Raw genomic sequence first — 16,788 nt, 5'->3', positions numbered from 1 at the left:
TTGGGGTATGGAAATTCTGCAATATATTGTCGGTGGTGCACTGGCGCTGGCCCTTGTGCTGGTGGCGGCCATGCTGTTGCCGCTGGGGCGGCTGCGCGATCTTTTGCCCGGGCCGTTCCGGCAGCGCGGTGACTATCGCGGGCCATTGCTGCATCGCCCCACATTGCAGGATCAGCCGGGTGAAAAGTCGGCCCAGACCAACCCCGATGGCGGCGTGACGCTGATCACCGTGCATGGCACTTTTGCCAATGATGAGGCAGATAGTGGCGAGAAATGGTGGCAGCAAGGCTCTGACTTTCTGGTTGCACTGCAGGGGTACATCAAGGAGCCGCTGACGATCCTGCCGTTCCACTGGACCGGGTGCAATTCCGAACTGGACCGGCGCAAGGCCGGCAAAGAGCTGGCAGCGCTGATCAAACAGCAGCCCGTGGCACCTGTCGTGGTGGGCCACAGCCATGGCGGCAGCATCGGCATTCATGCGCTGGCGCGGCTTTATATGGCAAAACAGGCGCAGGCCACGGACATGATCCGCGGTTTTGCCACCATTGGCACGCCGATGATCCGCTTCAAGAGCAACGCCAACCCGTTCACCCGGTTCAACATTATCGGGCGCCTGATGCTGCTGGTGGCGGTCAGCCTGTCCATTCTGGCGCTGGTAGGGGCTTTCCCGGTTGATGAACTGATTGCCATACAGAACGGAGACCAGAGCGGTATTCCACTGGATGAAAATGGCGAGCCCAAAACCCTGATGACCTTTCTGATGGAGGGGCTGAAATCCCTCGTTACCTTCGGCTGGACGGAATATACCTCCATGAATTTCTGGTCCGCGATTGCCGTCTTCATTATCCTGCGCCTTTATGGCCGCCCCAATGCCATGCGTCAGAAATATCTCCAGCGCAATGCGCTGGCAGGTGTCTTCGGCCACAAACAGTTCTCGGCCAGTCACCGGCAGGATGAGGCGATCCGTATGCTGCGCAAGGGGGCGCTGTTTGAACCGAATCTGGTGGACAGCCAGACGATTTTTGTCGGCGTGTTCTCTTTCGTCTCCTTCCTGCTGGTCGGCCTGATCTATCTAGCGTTTATCCTGCAGGCAGTGGCCACGGATTCACATTACTGGCGCTCTGGTGATGGCGGCATCATGAGCCAGCAGAATTATGTTGTCGCAACGGATCAGGTGATCCAGCTGAAAGTTGAGGACGCGGCGCGGCAGAAAAAGATTTATGATCTCTTCGCGCCAAAGATATTGCATACGCGCAATGACCTGCGGGCTATTCCGTTTGCAGAATTGTGGGAGAGTGAGGCTGTTGCCGCTGTTCTGGAAAATGATGGTCTCTCCTGGATGCAGGATATCATCGCAGATCTGCCGGCAGAAAAGGGATATGTGCTTGTGCGGGCCGAGGATGAAGCGGCCCTGGCAGATTTGATCGCCACACGAATCGGGTTGACGGCGGACCTTGCCTCCATTCTGGGCGGGGATTTCATTCCGGACAATATCGAGTTCATTTTCTTTGCCTCTCTTGGGGAAGATAACAATGAAGCAAGCCGGAGCCTGCCTGTTTTGCTGGCGGTGCTGCCGGCCAGTGAGATGGAGCCATTGCTGAAATATGATGGCGGCCTGGGCCAGTGGGTGCTGCCCAAGGACACAGCTTTCCTGACCTCCAAACGCACGGCGACAGTGTTTGAGCGCCGCTGTGATGATAATGAAGGTACGCTGGCGCCGTTTGTCTGTCGTCTGTTTTATGCAGAGCCTGACCCATGGCAGCGCAGCCTGCTTTACAGGGGGGACTCGCTGGCAGAGGAGATAGAAAACTGGTTTACAGATCTATCGGGCATCACCAATGAAGTCACGCGCGCCTACGTGGCCCTGTTCACCATCATTTTCCTGGTAGGCGCAGCGTCAATCTTCTTCACCCTGATTTTGCGTCCCGCCCTGTCGAGCTATCTGACTGATACCATTAAAGGGACAGCTTATGGGAATGACGGGTACGGAGAAAAGGTCCATGACGTGATGCCGGGGCTGGATTTTGCTGATACCACTGTCGGGAACCTGCCGGAGACGGTGCAGCAGGAGATGATCGAGAATTCCATGCGCGATGCGCCTGATGCGATCAACCGGTTGCGCCAGTTGCTGGAAGATGGCGACATGGGCGAGGCTGGTGCGGACCCGATGATTATGGCAACGAAATTCGACAAGAGTGAGTTGATCCATAATGCCTATTTTCACTCACCGCTGTTCATTCAGTTCATGGCCGCCCTGATGATCGAGCGTTTCGGCCTGACGCCGACAGATACGTTCAAAAGTGACCATCAGGCGATGACTTATCGCTATATCCTGTAAGCGCATTTTGTATGCAGGAGACGACGATACGCCCGTTCAACCTGGAGGATGTGCCAGAGTTGGTGCGCGTCTTTCGCCGCTCTATTGCAGCGTTGGGGCCGCGGGATTTTGCGCTGGGCGATGTGATGATCCATAATTATGCCATGGCGCTCGATCTTGCTACCATGGCGGAAAAGCCACCGGATTTACACACGCCGTGACCCTCACGCTAAAACTGACCAGCTTGTGAGTTGGCAGCGCGTCGGCAGGGCGCTACATCCCGTGCACAGGAGATTTATTATGACGCGTCAACGCAAGATATTCTGGACATTCATCACGCTGGCCGTGCTCGGCGCATACTTCATCCTGTTTTTCTGGATGAAATCTGCGGGTGTGCACGCCAAGGCGGAAGAGGCACCGGCCTCTGCGCCGGCGGTGGAAGCATTACTGCCGGGAGAACTGGCCTATGCCTATTTCGCGGGCGGCTGCTTCTGGTGCGTCGAGAAAGACTTTGAGAAACTCGATGGTGTGGGCGATGTGATCTCCGGTTTCATGGGCGGTGCAGAAGAAAACCCCGTCTACGGGCGTCTGCAACCCGGCAGCTTGCACCAGGAAGCGGTGAAAGTGCCGTATGATCCCGCGCTGGTCTCCTATCGTCAGCTTGTGGACTATTTCTTTCGGCATATTGATCCTTTGGATGATGGCGGGCAGTTCTGTGACCGGGGGCATGAGTATAAAACAGGCATCTGGGTCAGCACCGTGCAGGAGCGTGAGATTGCCGAGGCGGCAAAAGCCGAGGCTGAACAGGAGCTGGGCGAGGCTGTCGTGACACCAATCTATGATGTGGTGCCGTTCTGGCAGGTGGCTGACTACCATCAGGATTTCTACAAGAAAAACCCGCTGCGCTATAATACATATCGGCTCGGCTGCGGGCGCGATGCCCGGGTGAATACGGTCTGGGGTAAATAATGCAGGGCGTCGTCCGGGGAGTTTTATGATGGCCAAATTTCAAAAAACAGTTTCTGTGCTGATGCTGCTTTCCGGCATATTCGTCCTGTCCGGTTGTATCGGGATTTCAGACGGGCAAGAGACCACTGACGATTTTGCGACGGATGGCCTTGATAGTGCGATATTTGCCGGGGGCTGTTTCTGGTGCGTGGACAAGCATTTCGAGAAGGTCGATGGCGTCACCGAAGCGATTACCGGCTATGTGGGCGGCAGCGGTGTTCACCAGAAGCATGAGCAATGGAAAATTGCCGGTTACCGGGAAGTCGCGCAGGTCTGGTACGACCCGTCTGTGGTGACATACCGTCAGCTGGCAGACTATCATTTGCGCCATATTGATCCGCTCAACGCCAATGGCCAGTTCTGCGATGAGGGTAATTCCTATTTCGGCGCGCTCTACTTTTCAACTGAAGATGAGAAAGCAGCGGCGCTGGCTGCGATTGATGCCGCGTCCCAAGAGCTTGGCGCGGATGTTGTTACATTGGTGGAACCTGCACAGCGTTTTTATGCAGCTGTGCCGCATCACCAGGACTACTACAAGAAATACAGCCTCAAATATAATTTCACCGTCTCGCGCTGCGGCCGGGAAGAGCGCCTGCGCGAAGTCTGGGGTGATGCCTATTCAGGGGGATGATCAACCGGGCAAAGCGGCGAGGTCTTTGACCTCTTGAAGCCGTCTGCGGCTCAGGCTGCTGCGCCAGCCAGTTCCTCACGCAATTCAAGGTCCCGTGCAGCGGCCCTGTCTGCGATCGCCAGATATTGTGCCGGAATGCCAATATTGAACTGTGCCCTGACTTCCTCCAGCGGCAGATGAAACAGGTTTTCCCAGTCTGCGCCCATCAGCCATCCGGCCCGTTTGCCCAGCTCATATCCTTCGCGGAAGCAGGCAAAAACCGGCATACCGCTGAACTGGCCCTTGATGTTCAGGCTGACCACTGTCCCGAGATAGGCAAAGCCCAGCACGCGAATTTGTGCATAGGTAAAGCCGAGCAGGGCAGCTTCACCAATGGCATCCCGGCCATAGCCGGTCATGACATGCCACAGGTCATGTGCATGGCGAAGGCGCATCCGGTTGATGATCCTGTCTTCGGAAATATGAGACAGTTCTTCATCCGCAGCTTCAATTTCTGCCTGAAACCCTTCCGGAGACAGACCTTCCCGTGAAACGAAATCAAGATAAGCCCGGCCTAAACTATCTTCCGGACACTGGCGCAGATAATCCCGGTCGCACAAGGCTTCGTAAAGGCTGCGCTTTTCCGCCAGCACAGCGCCGCCAGCAGGGGTTGTTTTGAAACGCTGAAAGTTCTTTTCACTTTGGCCGCCGTCAAGGGCGCTCATGATGCGGAAGACCTGTGAGGTATCCTCCTTGTTTTTTGTAAAAGCGAAAGTGGCTTTCAGTGCCTTCAGGGGGTGGAAATTCATATTATATCTGGGATCAGTTGTACTGGTCATGTGTTTTCTCCGTAAGGGTCACAATGCTGCAGGGTGACGAATGCGCTTCGTCGTTCTGCAGGAGTTTCTGGCGCGCTTTTGCCACGGCCGCTGCGTAATTTTCATCCTTCATCATGTCAGGCTGGATAACGGCGCCCATAACGAGCAGCACGGTGCGCAGCGTGTCTATCAGCGCTTCTACTTTCCCGTCACTGTCCGGATCCTGCCGAACCTGTGGGATGTAACTGGAAAAGGCGGTAAAAATATGTGTCAGGACGATACCGTTCTCAATCCGGAAATACTGGGCAAACCGCTCTGCAATCAGGATCCACATGCGCTGGCGCGCTTCGCCGATGACCTGGGCGATATCGCTTGAGTTTCCGCGCGCTTGCGACAGGGCAGCGAGAATCGCACCGGAGTTGCGGCTGTCATCAGTGAAAACATCGCGTACGGATGTCATGAAGGCATCCAGTTGCTCAAGTGGGGACTGCATCTGTTCTATGCGCGCAATATAATGCCGCTCATTGCGGGTAAAAGCCTCATCAATCATGGCTGAGAGAAGCCCGGCCTTGTCGCCGAAATGATGGTACAGTGATGTGGCGGAGACGCCTGCCTGTTTGCAGACCGCTGAAATGCTGAGCGCGCCATAGCCGCTCGTGCCGAGGATATCCAGTGCAGCTTCCAGAATTTTCTCGCGGCTGCGCGCGCCGCGGGCAAGCCGCTGGTCGCTGTGCTCGCGTATGGCAGTGGGGTCTGTGCTGGTCTGTTTCATATGGGGCAAATAAATTGTATCGTTCGATACATAATATGTAATGATCGTTACATATGTCAACCAGAAATATAGATGCCCATATCCGGCACTGGCAGTACGGCCCAAATGAGTGCCCGGCATAATGGGGTAAGGGAGGCGGTGCGCCTTCAGGCTGTGGTGGGAATTTCCGGCGCGTCATGGTCATCCGCTTCACCATGAGGGTCCTGATGAAGAAGGATGTCAGCGCCGGGGAACGTACCGTGCAGTTGCGCCTCAACCCGTTCGCTGATCTCGTGTGCATGGCGCAACTGGATATCGGGTCTGAGTTCCAGATGAAGCTGGATGTAAATCCGCCTGCCGGCACGGCGTGTGCGCAGGTGATGAAAACCCAACACGTCACCATCGGCCATGACAATCTGGCTGATGCGCTCCCGCTCAGGCGTTGAAAGCTCTTCATCCATCAACTGCGGCAGAACCCGGCGGCTGATCGAGAGGGCGGACCAGCCGAGAAAAACGGCAGCCAGAATGCCGGCAATGGCATCTGCCCGTAACCAGCCAAAATGCAGCGACAGAAAAATCGCCAGAAGTGCGCCGGCATTGGCAATCAGGTCCCCGGTATAATGTGCCCGGTCACCTTCCACGGCAATGGAGCCACTCTGGCGCAGGGCATAAGTCTGGAAAGCCACAAGCCCGGTGGACAGGACAAGCGACAAAAGCATGACCCAGATGGCCAGGTTGCCGGCGGCAAGTGGTGCCGGGGTGACCAGGCGCATGATACTTTCATTCAGCACAAAGAGAGCTGATCCAGTGATCAGGATAGCCTGTGCAAGGCCGGTAATTGCCTCGGCCTTGTGATGGCCAAAGCGATGTTCCGCATCTGCCGGTTCAGCAGCCCAGCGCACGCCGATGAACGCAAGGCCACTGCCGATCAAGTCCAGCGCGGAGTCTGCAAGTGAGCCAAGAATGGCGGTGGAGCCGGATAGTTGCCAGGCAATCAGCTTGGTCGCGATCAGGACAAGGGCAACACCGATGGACAGAACTGTTGCGGCCAGGGCCCATTTACTGCCTGTTTCATGATGGTCAAAAGAGCCGTGCATAATGCCAGAAATAGGCAGCTTGCAAGGGCAAGTCAAAAATTATTCTGTAGAGTGAGAATTACTCTCAGTTCTGCAGTTGCATTGCCGGTTTCAGAAAAGCCGTATGCTGGTCAGAATAAGACTGATGTCTTCTTCGCGCCCGGCAGAGTCCGCTGTCCAGATATGGATTTCCGGATATGGGGTAATATCAGCACGCTGAATGAAGGCTTGATAGGTCTGGCGCTCATAGAACTGGCTGAAACGGGCATCGGCGCCGCTGCTGCGCAACGGGCGCAGCTCTTCTTTGTGCTCGTAGGGCACATTGGCCGCGCGGCCTTCAAAGATATAATAGCGGGCACTTTCCATCTGGATGAGATACAGCGTTGAATCGCCGATGGGGTCACGCTTGACGACCTGCGAAGGTGCGGTGAGGCAGAAAGAGGCCCCGCCGGCAAAACAGTTATTGCGGTAAGAAGCATTGCCCCTGTCCGCCCCGCCGGAGGGCGATGAACTGCAGGCGGCAATCATCAGTGCCAGGCCTGTTATCAGGATACGTTTCAACATGTCTTACCCCTTACTACTTTACGTCGGATTACTCGCTGCCTGCTGACAGGAAGGCCGGACCTTCTCCCAGCACAGCCGGGTCAATGTCACCGATATTCTTCTCTTTTTTTCCATCATAGTCCAGTGCTGAAAGGACACGTCGGATGGCATTCAGGCGCGCGCGCCGTTTGTCATTGGAGCGAATGATCGTCCAAGGGGTCCGCGCGTCATGCGTGCGCTCAAGCATCAGGTCACGCGCCGCGGTGTAATCATCCCATTTGCTCAGGGCCTTGATATCAATCGGGGAGAGTTTCCAGATCTTGAGCGGGTCATGCCGCCGGTCGTGAAACCGCTTGAGCTGCATTTCCCGCCCCACATTCAACCAGAACTTGAACAGAAAGATACCTTCCCTGACGATCATGCGCTCAAAATCAGGTGCTTCCTGCAGAAAGGTCTGGTGCTGTTCCGGTGTGCAGAATTCCATGACCGGCTCGACACCCGCACGATTATACCAGGAGCGGTCAAACAGGACCATTTCGCCACTGGTCGGGAAATGTCGCACATAGCGCTGGAAATACCACTCGCCGCGCTCCCGGTCGCTTGGTTTTGGCAGGGCGACGACACGTGCATGGCGCGGGTTCATGTTCTGGGTAATGGCCTTGATGGTGCCGCCCTTGCCAGCCGCATCACGGCCTTCGAACAGCATGATGATCCGTGTACCCTTTTCCTGCTGCCAGTATTGCAGCTTGATCAGTTCTTCCTGCAGGGTTTCGAGTTGATCCTCGTAATCATCACGGTCGAGTTTTTCTTCATACGGGTAGCCGCCAGAGGACATGTCATTGTCCTTGATCCAGCCTGGAAGTTTTGGCTCATCAAGATCGAAAACATGTTCCTTGCCATCCAGTTGAAACTTGATGGGGTCTGAATAGTTTTTGGTCATTCTGTGGGTATGTCACTTTCATCAATTTCCCGGACCATGTTGATATAGACCGGTTCGACAGGGACTTCGCCGGCGAAATCACCGCGTCCCTCTGTCGGCACGAAGCTGATAGTATCCACAACGTCCATGCCATACACCACTTCACCGAAGACAGCATAGCCCCAGTCGAAGGCATATTCCTTGCCCTGATGGTCCAGTTCCGGGTTGTCTTTCGTGTTGATAAAAAACTGGGATTGCGCGGAGTCCGGGTCATCATTGCGGGCCATGGCAATGGTGCCGCGCAGGTTTTTCAGCCCGTTATCCGCTTCGTTGGTGATCGGGTCTCTTTTGCCCCGTTGGTACAAGGAGCGATTATAGCCACCCCCTTGTATCAATCTGCCAGGGACGACGCGATGAAAGATGAGCCGGATATAGTAGCCACTCTCAGCATAGGCGAGAAAGTTTTCGACTGTGACGGGCGCTTTTGTCCTGTTCAGCGCAAGATAGATATCACCTTCGCTGGTCTCCATTTTGACATGGACCAGCTCATCTTCCGCCTGCGCACTGGCGGGCAGAACGAGCATCAGGCAGGCAAGGCACAGGGCGATAATACGCATAAAAACTCCGTTAATCCTGAGGTCGGGTATCTTTCCGCATCTGGTTGATGCGGTCAACAAGGGCATTGGTGGAGCTATCATGCTGGGTGCAGGCGGGCTTGGTTTCGCCGAGATCGCCAAGTTCCGTCAGAATGTTGCCTGCCAGCACTTTGCCCAGTTCCACACCCCATTGGTCAAATGAATTGATGCCCCAGATATGTCCCTGACAGAATATCTTGTGTTCATACAGGGCGATGAGAGCCCCGAGTGTTTCCGGTGTGAGTTTCTGCATCAGGATTGCGGTTGTCGGGCGGTTGCCCGGAAATTTCCTGTGGGGGGCAAGGTTTTCGATCTCAGCATCGGATCTGCCGCTGGCCGACAATTCGGCAACGACCTGCTCCAGTGATTTGCCGAGCATCAGTGCCTCCGGCTGAGCGAGGAAATTTGCCAGAAGTTTTCTGTGATGATCGCCCCGCTCATGATGGCTGATAGCCGGGGCGATGAAATCTGACGAGATGATATCCGTTCCCTGATGAATGAGCTGGTAGAAAGCATGTTGGCCATTCGTGCCCGGTTCACCAAAAATAACCGGGCCTGTTGCGTGCGATGTTGCCATGCCATCGCGCATCACGGACTTGCCGTTGGATTCCATATCGGCCTGTTGAAGGTAGGCAGGAAGCCTGTGCAGTGACTGGTCATAAGGCAGAACCGCATGTGCGCTAATATCGAGAAAATTCCGGTTCCAGATACCAATCAGTGCCAGCAGTACTGGCAGGTTGTCACGCAGGTCAGCTATTTCGAAATGTCGGTCCATCTGCGCGGCGCCAGCCAGGAGACGGGCGAAATTGTCAAATCCGGTTTGCAGGGCAATCGGCATACCGATGACTGACCAGAGGGAATAGCGCCCCCCAACCCAGTCCCAGAAGCGGAACATGTTGGCTGTATCAATACCGAATTTACTGACCGCCGCTGCATTGGTGGACAGCGCGATAAAGTGCTTCGCGATGTCTGCCTGCCCGGCACCGGTGTCCAGAAACCAGTCCCTTGCCGAATGGGCGTTCGTCATCGTTTCCTGTGTGGTGAATGTCTTTGACGCAATGACGAAAAGCGTCGTTTCCGGATCAATACTGGCGAGTGTGCTGGCAAGGTGAGCACCATCCACATTGGAAACAAAGTGGGTTTTTCTGCCTTCAATATGATAGGGGGCGAGCGCTTCCGTCACCATGACCGGCCCAAGGTCGGAGCCTCCAATGCCGATATTGACGACCGTTTTCAGCGGTTTGCCGGTATGGCCCGTGAACGAGCCGGTATGGATACGATCACAGAAGTCGCGCATCCGGACCAGTTCGCCCTGTATCAATGGCATGATATCTTCGCCATCAACGTGATACTTGCCCTGTGCAGTATCGCGCAGCGCGACATGCAGGACAGCCCGGGTTTCGGTGCTGTTGATCTTCTCGCCAGCCACCATGTCGTCACGGCCCTGTTCAAGCCCCACATCCCTGGCAAGGCTGATCAGGTTATCCAGAACATCGTCCGTTATCAGATTTTTCGAATAGTCAACGAACAGGCCAGCGGCGTTGCCAGCATATTTTGTGGCGCGTTCAGCATCGGCGTCAAACAGACTGGCAATGCGCTGCTTCTGCGCGTCTTCTGCAAGAGCCTTGAGGGCTGCCCAGGCAGGGCTGCGGTCTGGAGAGGCATGAATCATGGGTTTGCTTTCAGGTTCGGGCATTCTCCACCGGATATACTATGGGGCTGAGGCACACCCAACCAAAAAACCCCGGCACGCTGGCCGGGGTTTTCGGAACTGGATGAAAAGTGAAAGACAACAGATCAGTATTTAACGCTGCAGCCATAAGGCGTTGTCTGTTTGGTGGGCACTTCCTGCCCGGAAACGACGCTGTTGACCGCTGTCAGAACATAGTTCTCGGCGTTGTCGATATCTGCGAGATTGGCGGAGCGGATCGAGTCAATCGCACCAGCATAACGCAAGGTGCCTGTGCGATCTGCGACAAACATGTGCGGCGTCGTTTTGGCATCAAAAGCCTGACCCATATTGCCATCTTCATCGAGAATGATGTGGGTTGGCTTGGCACCGCGTGATGTTGTCAGCTCGCGTGCTTGTGAGGCTGAAACATGGCCCTGCTTGCCGGGCGCGGAAGAAATCACGGTAATCCAGACCGCGCCTGCTTCTTCAGCAGCAACTTGTGTGTTCTGCATGTTGGACTTGTCGGCGTGGTAATGCTTGCGCACAAACGGACAATCGTGGTTGGTCCACTCCAGTACATAGACCGTGTCAGCGAGCGTTTCGTTGCTCAGGGTTACGCCATCAATCGTGGTTTCGTTAAAAGCAGGCATGGCTTCGCCGACCTTCGGGCTGGCGCTTGCGGGCATGAAAGCGGCGATGGCAGTGAGGCTGATGGCGATGGCAATGGTTTTCATGAGAAACTCCTGATGTTGTAATACTGCATTATAGGCTGGCAAATGTTTCCAGCATCAACTTGATTGATAACATTTGCGGGAGCACGACCGGCTGGTCTGCGCCGGGGGCATAGAAAAGATATAGCGGCACGCCGGATCTGCCTTGTTCTTCAAGGGCTTGGGTTATTTCCGGGTCCTGTAACGTCCAGTCAGCGACCATGTAGATGACACCTTTTTCATGAAAGGCCTCGACCACAGGTTTCTGGGTCAGCACGCGCTGTTTGTTGAACTGACAGGTGACACACCATGCAGCGGTAAAGTCAATAAATACAGGCGTGCCGGCAGTACGGTAGTCGTTCAGCGTTGCCGGGCTGAAAATTGCTGTCGGCAATTCGCTGACGTCACCTTCGCCAGGGGCAGAGCTGGCGCTGAGGGCAGTCTGTTTTTGCGGTTCAATGCCGCTGATCACAAAGGCGCTGCCTATGAGGGCCATAATGGCCAGGCCACGCGAAACCCAGCCGCCAGATGGTTTCTGGCTGCGGCCAAAGGCCCAGGCGGCGAAGGCGACCAGCAACAGGGCAATCAGTAACAGGACGAGCCCATCCGGTCCGGCCTGCAGGGTCAATGTCCAGATCAGCCAGATCAGGGTCGCAAACATGGCAAAAGAGAGTACCTGCTTGAATGTCTCCATCCAGGCACCGGGTTTGGGCAACAGGCGGGCAAGGCCCGGCACCAGCGAAATGAGCAGATAGGGCAGGGCCAGGCCGAGGCCCATGACCGCAAAAACGGCAAGGCCAACCGCTGCCGGTTGCACAAGGGCAAAGCCAACCGGTACGCCGAGGAATGGCCCGATACATGGCGCCGCGACAGCCACCGCGAGAAGGCCGGTAAAGAATGCCCCGGCATTGCCGCCTTTTCCGGCAAGATTGCTGCCAACCCCCTGCAGGCTGGTGCCAATCTCGAAAAGGCCGGCAAGGTTGAGGCCCACAAGGAAGATCACCACGGCAAAGGCTGAAATCACCAGCGGTGACTGGAGGTGGAAGCCCCAGCCGACCTGCTCGCCTCCGGCACGCAGGGCAATCAGTATCCCTGCCAGTATCAGGAAGGTCACGAGTACACCAGCCGTGTACAGAAGACCCTGTAAGCGGATTGTTGCCCGCTCCTCATGCGCCGCCTTGGCCAGATGTGCAGCTTTCAGGAAAACAACAGGAAACACGCATGGCATGATGTTGAGAATGATACCGCCAAGGAAAGCGAGCCAGAGAATGCCGATCAGGCCTGCCTCAGGCGCTGAGGAGGCATTGTTTGCAGGTATGCCCACCTGGTCTGAAGCGTGGTCTGCTGCCTGGTCCGTAGAAGCAGGCGATAAAGAGCCCAGTCTTTGCGCGGCGTCTTCCGGGGTGTCACGCTGGGGCGCTGATATGGTATATCCACGAATGGCGCGCCCCTTGCCGACTGTCAGCACACCATCAAGACTTTTTGTTTCTGCCGGATCATACATGAAGCCCGCGTCAAAAACGATGCTCAGCCCATTGCCGGTGGCGGCCACATCTTCCGGTCCCGAAGCGTCCACCATGTCGACGACAAAAGGGAAATAGTGAATGTCGCTTGAATCATCGAACTGATCTGTATCCAGATGTAAAACAGGTCTCCCGTTGAAGTCGAAGAAGCCGGCTTCAAAGTCGGCCTCGACCGGCTGGTCCAGTTTGGCATTCTCGATGACGGGGAAGCCCTGCGGGTCCGGTCCAGCCGGCTCGGCAACAACCGGAATGCTCAAGGTGAAATCACCACTCTCCGGGATGCAGATGTCGGCGCAGATCAGCCAGGTGGCCTTGATGCTGAAATCAGCATTCGTGCCGGGAACCGCCTCCGGTGGGGCGGTCAGCTCGACCAGAAATGTCGGCTCGCCTTCATGGCCATAATTGACAAGTGTTTCGAGCGGCAGACGATGTGGCAACGGGTAGAGTGGGTCGCTGGTGCTGAAGCCCGCCGGTGTGGTCCAGCGCAGATCAAGCGGCAGACCGGATTCACCGGGGTTTACCCAATAGACGTGCCAGCCATCGCGCAGTTTCTGGTGGAAGCCGACCAGAATGGTCTCGCCGGGCGCAATGCCTGCCTTGGCACTGAAAAACTGACTGACAGCATTGCCGGTCGTCACTTCGCTGGAAACGGCCTGCGCCCGCGCCGTCGGCGAGAAGGCCAGTGATATGGCGACGAACACAAAAGCGAAGAAAACCGAAATACGCTGCATGGCATTACCCAATTTGATTGCAAGGCTATTTGGCCCATCCTGACGGATAAGACCATAGCCCGCTAATCTGCCTCGCAGTGTTGTTATGACATGAAAAAAGCCGCGCCCGTGAAAGGCGCGGCCTGATTATTGTGAAAGCTGATGCAATCTACTGTTTGGTCAGTGGCTTCAGGATTTGATCAGGCTTGAGATCATGGCGGCGTACACGGCGGTCCATGATTGTGCGCCAGTTGGCCATGGACATCAGTTGCGCATAGAGGATCGGCAGAATGTTGGATTTGCGCAGCTCGATGAACTGCTCATCTGCCATGTCTGTCAGGCGTTTCTCTTCAACACCGATATATTGTGCGAAGGGCTGTGGGTCACTGCCTTCAGGCGTGAACTGTGCAACCTGTGTGGCCAGCAGATCATATTCTGCCAGCGTCTTGGCAAATTGTTGTGTGGTCAAACGGTCGCGCTCGTAATTGGAGCAGTATTCCATGACGCGCTTGGTTTCGTCGGATGGCTCATCCTTGTTAAAAAACTTGGCATCAGGTTTCTTGGTGATGCCCTCATATTCGACATCCACGACGATTGCCATGCGGTCAGAATTCTGGTCACTGGCCAGCGCGAAAGGATAGCGACGAATATAGCCGGGAATGTAGCAATTCTGTTCCCACTCACCCTTGTCATCGACAAACAGGTTGATGTCGTCGATCAGGCCAACAACGGCCATTGGCATCGGGTTTTTCTCATCAGCGAAAATGATCGGGTAGTGCTTTTGCGCCAGCGCAATTTCCGAGATGGTCAGGGGCACAGCACGCACGCCTTCACAGAAAGCGAAAGGCCGGTCAGGGCGCTTCACGCCAAGCGATCCATGTGATTCTTTGGTCAGCAGTTCCGGTTTGCGGAACAGGAACATTTTGCCTTCAATCTGTGGGGTGTCAGCCACTGGTGGCACTTCGCTCATTTTTCGTTTCTCCATAATGCTGATAATTTTCAGCCATTTCTTATCTGAAGCAGTCTCATAGCAAAAAGCATACCCGCGTCCAACTGTTTATCGATCTTTTGACCCATACTGGTCAGGCCTGAAATACTCAGGCAAGCTGCTTTGCGACAAGCGTGGCCAGCCTGTCCGGTTTCTCCATCGGCACCAGATGACTGCTGTCCGGCAGGAAGGTAGTGTTGATACCTCTTGCTGCCAGCCTGTCGCGGGCTTGTGCCATGACGGTGGACTCATGCTCGGCGATAAACACATGCACCTGTGTAGCGCTCCCCTGCACTGTGTCGAAGGCAGACCAGACATTCTGGCCCTGTGCGGCAAAGGTGGCGCTCTCCCAGGCGGGGGCGCAGGACAGGCGCATTTCATCCTCCTGCGTCTGCAGGCCATCTTCGAGATAGTCTTCCAGTACGCCAGGTGCCCAGCGCCTGAAAAATCCCTTGCGCCCATAGGTCTCAAGTGCAGTTGTTCTGTCCGGCCAGGTGGCGCGGCGCTGCGCGGCCTGCTTGGCAATCGGAAACATCTTGCGCAACACAGGTTGCAGGGGCGACATGGCGATCCATCTTGTCCAGTCCGGAATGATCACCGGCTCAATCAGCACAAGGCGGGTAACCCGAACCTTGCCGCGCGCCGCCACCAGCAGGCTTGTCGCGGCGCCCATTGAGTGACCCATCAGACGCCAGCCATCTTTTGGTTGTGGCAAGGAGAGAAGATATTGTTCCAGATCTTCGGCATAGATGTGCCAGTTACGCAACGTTGACGGATCTGCCGGGAGGCTGGTGCGCCCGTGGCCCCGCATGTCCGGCGCAGTGATATCATAGTCTTCTGCCAGGGGTGTCAGAAACTGCTTGTAGACACTGGCACACATGCCGGTGGCGTGCACGAACAGCAGCGGGGAATTTGCCGGATTTTCCCAGCGGCGTAAAGCCAGGGTGCCGCCGCGGCCAGCCAGCGCCGCGTGCTCATGGGTTGGTGCCTTGTTTGCCGGATTGCTCATCGGGCCTCTTGCAGCGCGAGTGTGTAGACAAGCTGGAGCTGGCGCACATCCTGTTCTGCACGGTGCGTATGGGGCTCTGTTTCGTTTGCCTGCGCAAACAGGTCCTCTGGTGTGGTGTCCGTGACAGCGCTGATAAGGGAGGCAATGTTATTGAGCCGGAAATTGGCCCGCACGCCGGCAGCTTCATAAAGACGATAGAGCCAGAAGCCGTCAAAACTCGGGGCATCAGAGTACACATCGGCATTGGCAAAGGCTGCATTCAGTACCAGCGCCACTTCCAGCGCAGCCGTGCCCTGCCGGACCAGTATGTCCGGCGAGATACCATGCAGCTCTTCTGCTGTTTTTTCCCACGCTTCCAATGACCACGAGGCGTGCGGCTTGACCAGCATGGAGCGTGCAGGCCAGCCATGAAATCCCCAGCCGACCTCGATTGGCCAGGATTTGGGGCCAAGGCCGGATGCTTCCAGATCAATAAAGGCGATTTGCCGACCGCTGATCGGCGGGAGCGTTTCACTCATTCCCGGATATGGCTTTTTGCTTGTTGTAGTTGCGCGAACCTAGAGTGCGCGCCCGGCAAGTGCAAAAGAAATATCGCGAGAATTTTCAGAGTGAGGGCGGGTCAGCCCTGCGCATCTTTCGGAACGTAAGTCCCTGTTTCCGGGTTCTTTTCGAACTCCAGCACGTCACTGTCGACTTTACCCTCAGCCTTACGTCTGGCATCGCGCAACGCGTCCTCGAATTTTCCGATCCGTTTGCGCACATGACGCACGGCTGCGGCGGCACCAAGTGTTGCCGCTGCGGTGGCAATAATGGTGGTGATAGCGGACATGACGGTGTTTCTCCTTATTGGCAGGATAGTAACACCGTTGCCCGCCCTTGGCGAGTCGGTGGCCATTAAACTGCGGCAAGCTGACAAATGGCCCGGCATGCGGCTGGCACGGTCAAAAGGGGGGCTGTCGCGGCCTTGGCAGTTGCTGTTTTATGGCAAGCGGCCCAGAAGAATAGGGTGAGGGCGCGGAAAAACTGCCGCCCGACTTATTGAGGAGAAGCAGATGTTTTTCAAATTTCCAAAAGCTGCAGGTGACGCCCTGAGAAATGTTGGCGGCAATATTGCTGATGCCATCAAGGACAAGTTCTCTAAAGACGACAAGGTCAAGGAACTTGATGTTGAAGAGATCAATGTCGAGGAGAAGGCTGAAGGTAAGGTTGTCATCAGTGGCAAGGCCAAAACACAGGCGGATGCTGAAAAAGCCATCATTGCGGCAGGCAATAATGCTGGCGTTGAAGAGGTTGAGTCTAGGATCGAAGTGGCGGAAGCGGCACCGGAAGCCAAAATGTATGAAGTCAAATCCGGTGACACCCTGTCAAAGATTGCCAGGGAATTTTATGGCGATGCCATGAAATATCCTGCAATTTTCGAAGCCAATAAACCACTCCTGTCCGACCCGGACAAAATCTATCCGGGCCAGGTGCTGCGCATTCCGCCGCTTGACTGATAG

General features: G+C 55.7%; 18 protein-coding genes. 5 read left to right on the top strand and 13 right to left on the bottom strand.

Features of this window, described 5'->3' with window-relative positions; all coding sequences use genetic code 11:
- Positions 1-7 precede the first annotated feature (7 nt).
- The 4 genes from RAL90_RS12630 (at position 8) to msrA (RAL90_RS12615) (ending at position 3,956) form a co-directional block, all read left to right on the top strand.
- Entirely contained in the window at positions 8-2,338 is a 2,331-nt protein-coding gene (locus RAL90_RS12630) for a triacylglycerol lipase (protein WP_306251166.1), read from the top strand.
- A gap of 11 nt (positions 2,339-2,349) precedes the next feature.
- On the top strand, positions 2,350-2,538 hold the full coding sequence (locus RAL90_RS12625) for a hypothetical protein (RefSeq protein WP_306251164.1): 189 nt from the start codon (positions 2,350-2,352) through the stop codon (positions 2,536-2,538).
- A 79-nt stretch (positions 2,539-2,617) separates the two neighbouring features.
- On the top strand, positions 2,618-3,286 hold the full coding sequence (gene msrA / locus RAL90_RS12620; protein WP_306251162.1) for a peptide-methionine (S)-S-oxide reductase MsrA: 669 nt from the start codon (positions 2,618-2,620) through the stop codon (positions 3,284-3,286).
- A 28-nt stretch (positions 3,287-3,314) separates the two neighbouring features.
- The gene (gene msrA / locus RAL90_RS12615) at positions 3,315-3,956 is read left to right on the top strand and encodes a peptide-methionine (S)-S-oxide reductase MsrA (protein WP_306251160.1); all 642 of its coding nucleotides are present in this window, start codon (positions 3,315-3,317) and stop codon (positions 3,954-3,956) included.
- A 50-nt stretch (positions 3,957-4,006) separates the two neighbouring features.
- Here msrA (RAL90_RS12615) and RAL90_RS12610 read toward each other — a convergent pair whose 3' ends face one another.
- The 13 genes from RAL90_RS12610 to RAL90_RS12550 form a co-directional block, all read right to left on the bottom strand.
- Complete coding sequence (locus RAL90_RS12610; RefSeq protein WP_306251158.1) at positions 4,007-4,774, bottom strand: Coq4 family protein; 768 nt, start codon at positions 4,772-4,774, stop codon at positions 4,007-4,009.
- Entirely contained in the window at positions 4,758-5,630 is an 873-nt protein-coding gene (locus RAL90_RS12605) for a TetR/AcrR family transcriptional regulator (protein WP_306251156.1), read from the bottom strand. The genes RAL90_RS12610 and RAL90_RS12605 overlap by 17 nt, the downstream gene beginning before the upstream one ends.
- 41 nt (positions 5,631-5,671) lie before the next feature.
- Positions 5,672-6,601, bottom strand: a complete 930-nt coding sequence (locus RAL90_RS12600) for a cation diffusion facilitator family transporter (RefSeq protein WP_306251154.1) — start codon at positions 6,599-6,601, stop codon at positions 5,672-5,674.
- Between the two features lie 90 nt (positions 6,602-6,691).
- Positions 6,692-7,144, bottom strand: coding sequence for a hypothetical protein (locus tag RAL90_RS12595; RefSeq protein WP_306251152.1), 453 nt, complete (start codon positions 7,142-7,144; stop codon positions 6,692-6,694).
- Between the two features lie 28 nt (positions 7,145-7,172).
- Entirely contained in the window at positions 7,173-8,063 is an 891-nt protein-coding gene (ppk2, locus tag RAL90_RS12590; protein ID WP_306251150.1) for a polyphosphate kinase 2, read from the bottom strand.
- Complete coding sequence (locus tag RAL90_RS12585; RefSeq protein WP_306251148.1) at positions 8,060-8,659, bottom strand: peptidylprolyl isomerase; 600 nt, start codon at positions 8,657-8,659, stop codon at positions 8,060-8,062. Before RAL90_RS12585 ends, ppk2 begins: the two co-directional genes overlap by 4 nt.
- 10 nt (positions 8,660-8,669) lie before the next feature.
- Positions 8,670-10,349: a glucose-6-phosphate isomerase gene (pgi, locus tag RAL90_RS12580; protein WP_372340478.1), complete on the bottom strand. Its 1,680-nt coding sequence runs from the start codon at positions 10,347-10,349 to the stop codon at positions 8,670-8,672.
- A gap of 125 nt (positions 10,350-10,474) precedes the next feature.
- Positions 10,475-11,083 (bottom strand): redoxin family protein, encoded by a 609-nt coding sequence (locus RAL90_RS12575; protein WP_306251144.1) that lies wholly within the window; start codon positions 11,081-11,083, stop codon positions 10,475-10,477.
- Positions 11,084-11,111: 28 nt separating this feature from the next.
- On the bottom strand, positions 11,112-13,313 hold the full coding sequence (locus RAL90_RS12570; RefSeq protein WP_306251142.1) for a protein-disulfide reductase DsbD: 2,202 nt from the start codon (positions 13,311-13,313) through the stop codon (positions 11,112-11,114).
- Positions 13,314-13,461: 148 nt separating this feature from the next.
- Positions 13,462-14,262 (bottom strand): SapC family protein, encoded by an 801-nt coding sequence (locus RAL90_RS12565; RefSeq protein WP_306251140.1) that lies wholly within the window; start codon positions 14,260-14,262, stop codon positions 13,462-13,464.
- Between the two features lie 127 nt (positions 14,263-14,389).
- A complete protein-coding gene (locus RAL90_RS12560; RefSeq protein ID WP_306251138.1) occupies positions 14,390-15,289 on the bottom strand; it encodes an alpha/beta hydrolase in 900 nt (299 codons plus the stop codon).
- Positions 15,286-15,807, bottom strand: coding sequence for a hypothetical protein (locus RAL90_RS12555; protein ID WP_306251135.1), 522 nt, complete (start codon positions 15,805-15,807; stop codon positions 15,286-15,288). The genes RAL90_RS12560 and RAL90_RS12555 overlap by 4 nt, the downstream gene beginning before the upstream one ends.
- A gap of 101 nt (positions 15,808-15,908) precedes the next feature.
- Entirely contained in the window at positions 15,909-16,118 is a 210-nt protein-coding gene (locus tag RAL90_RS12550; RefSeq protein ID WP_306251134.1) for a hypothetical protein, read from the bottom strand.
- A 223-nt stretch (positions 16,119-16,341) separates the two neighbouring features.
- On the opposite strand from RAL90_RS12550, the gene lysM reads away from it, so the two are divergent.
- A complete protein-coding gene (gene lysM / locus RAL90_RS12545; RefSeq protein ID WP_306251132.1) occupies positions 16,342-16,785 on the top strand; it encodes a peptidoglycan-binding protein LysM in 444 nt (147 codons plus the stop codon).
- The last annotated feature ends 3 nt before the right edge of the window (positions 16,786-16,788 follow it).

Origin of the sequence: Parvularcula sp. IMCC14364, assembly GCF_030758415.1 — a bacterium.
GTDB lineage: Bacteria > Pseudomonadota > Alphaproteobacteria > Caulobacterales > Parvularculaceae > Aquisalinus.
The sequence above is the reverse complement of the archived record's forward strand: the minus strand, read 5'-3'. Positions and strand labels throughout refer to the sequence as shown.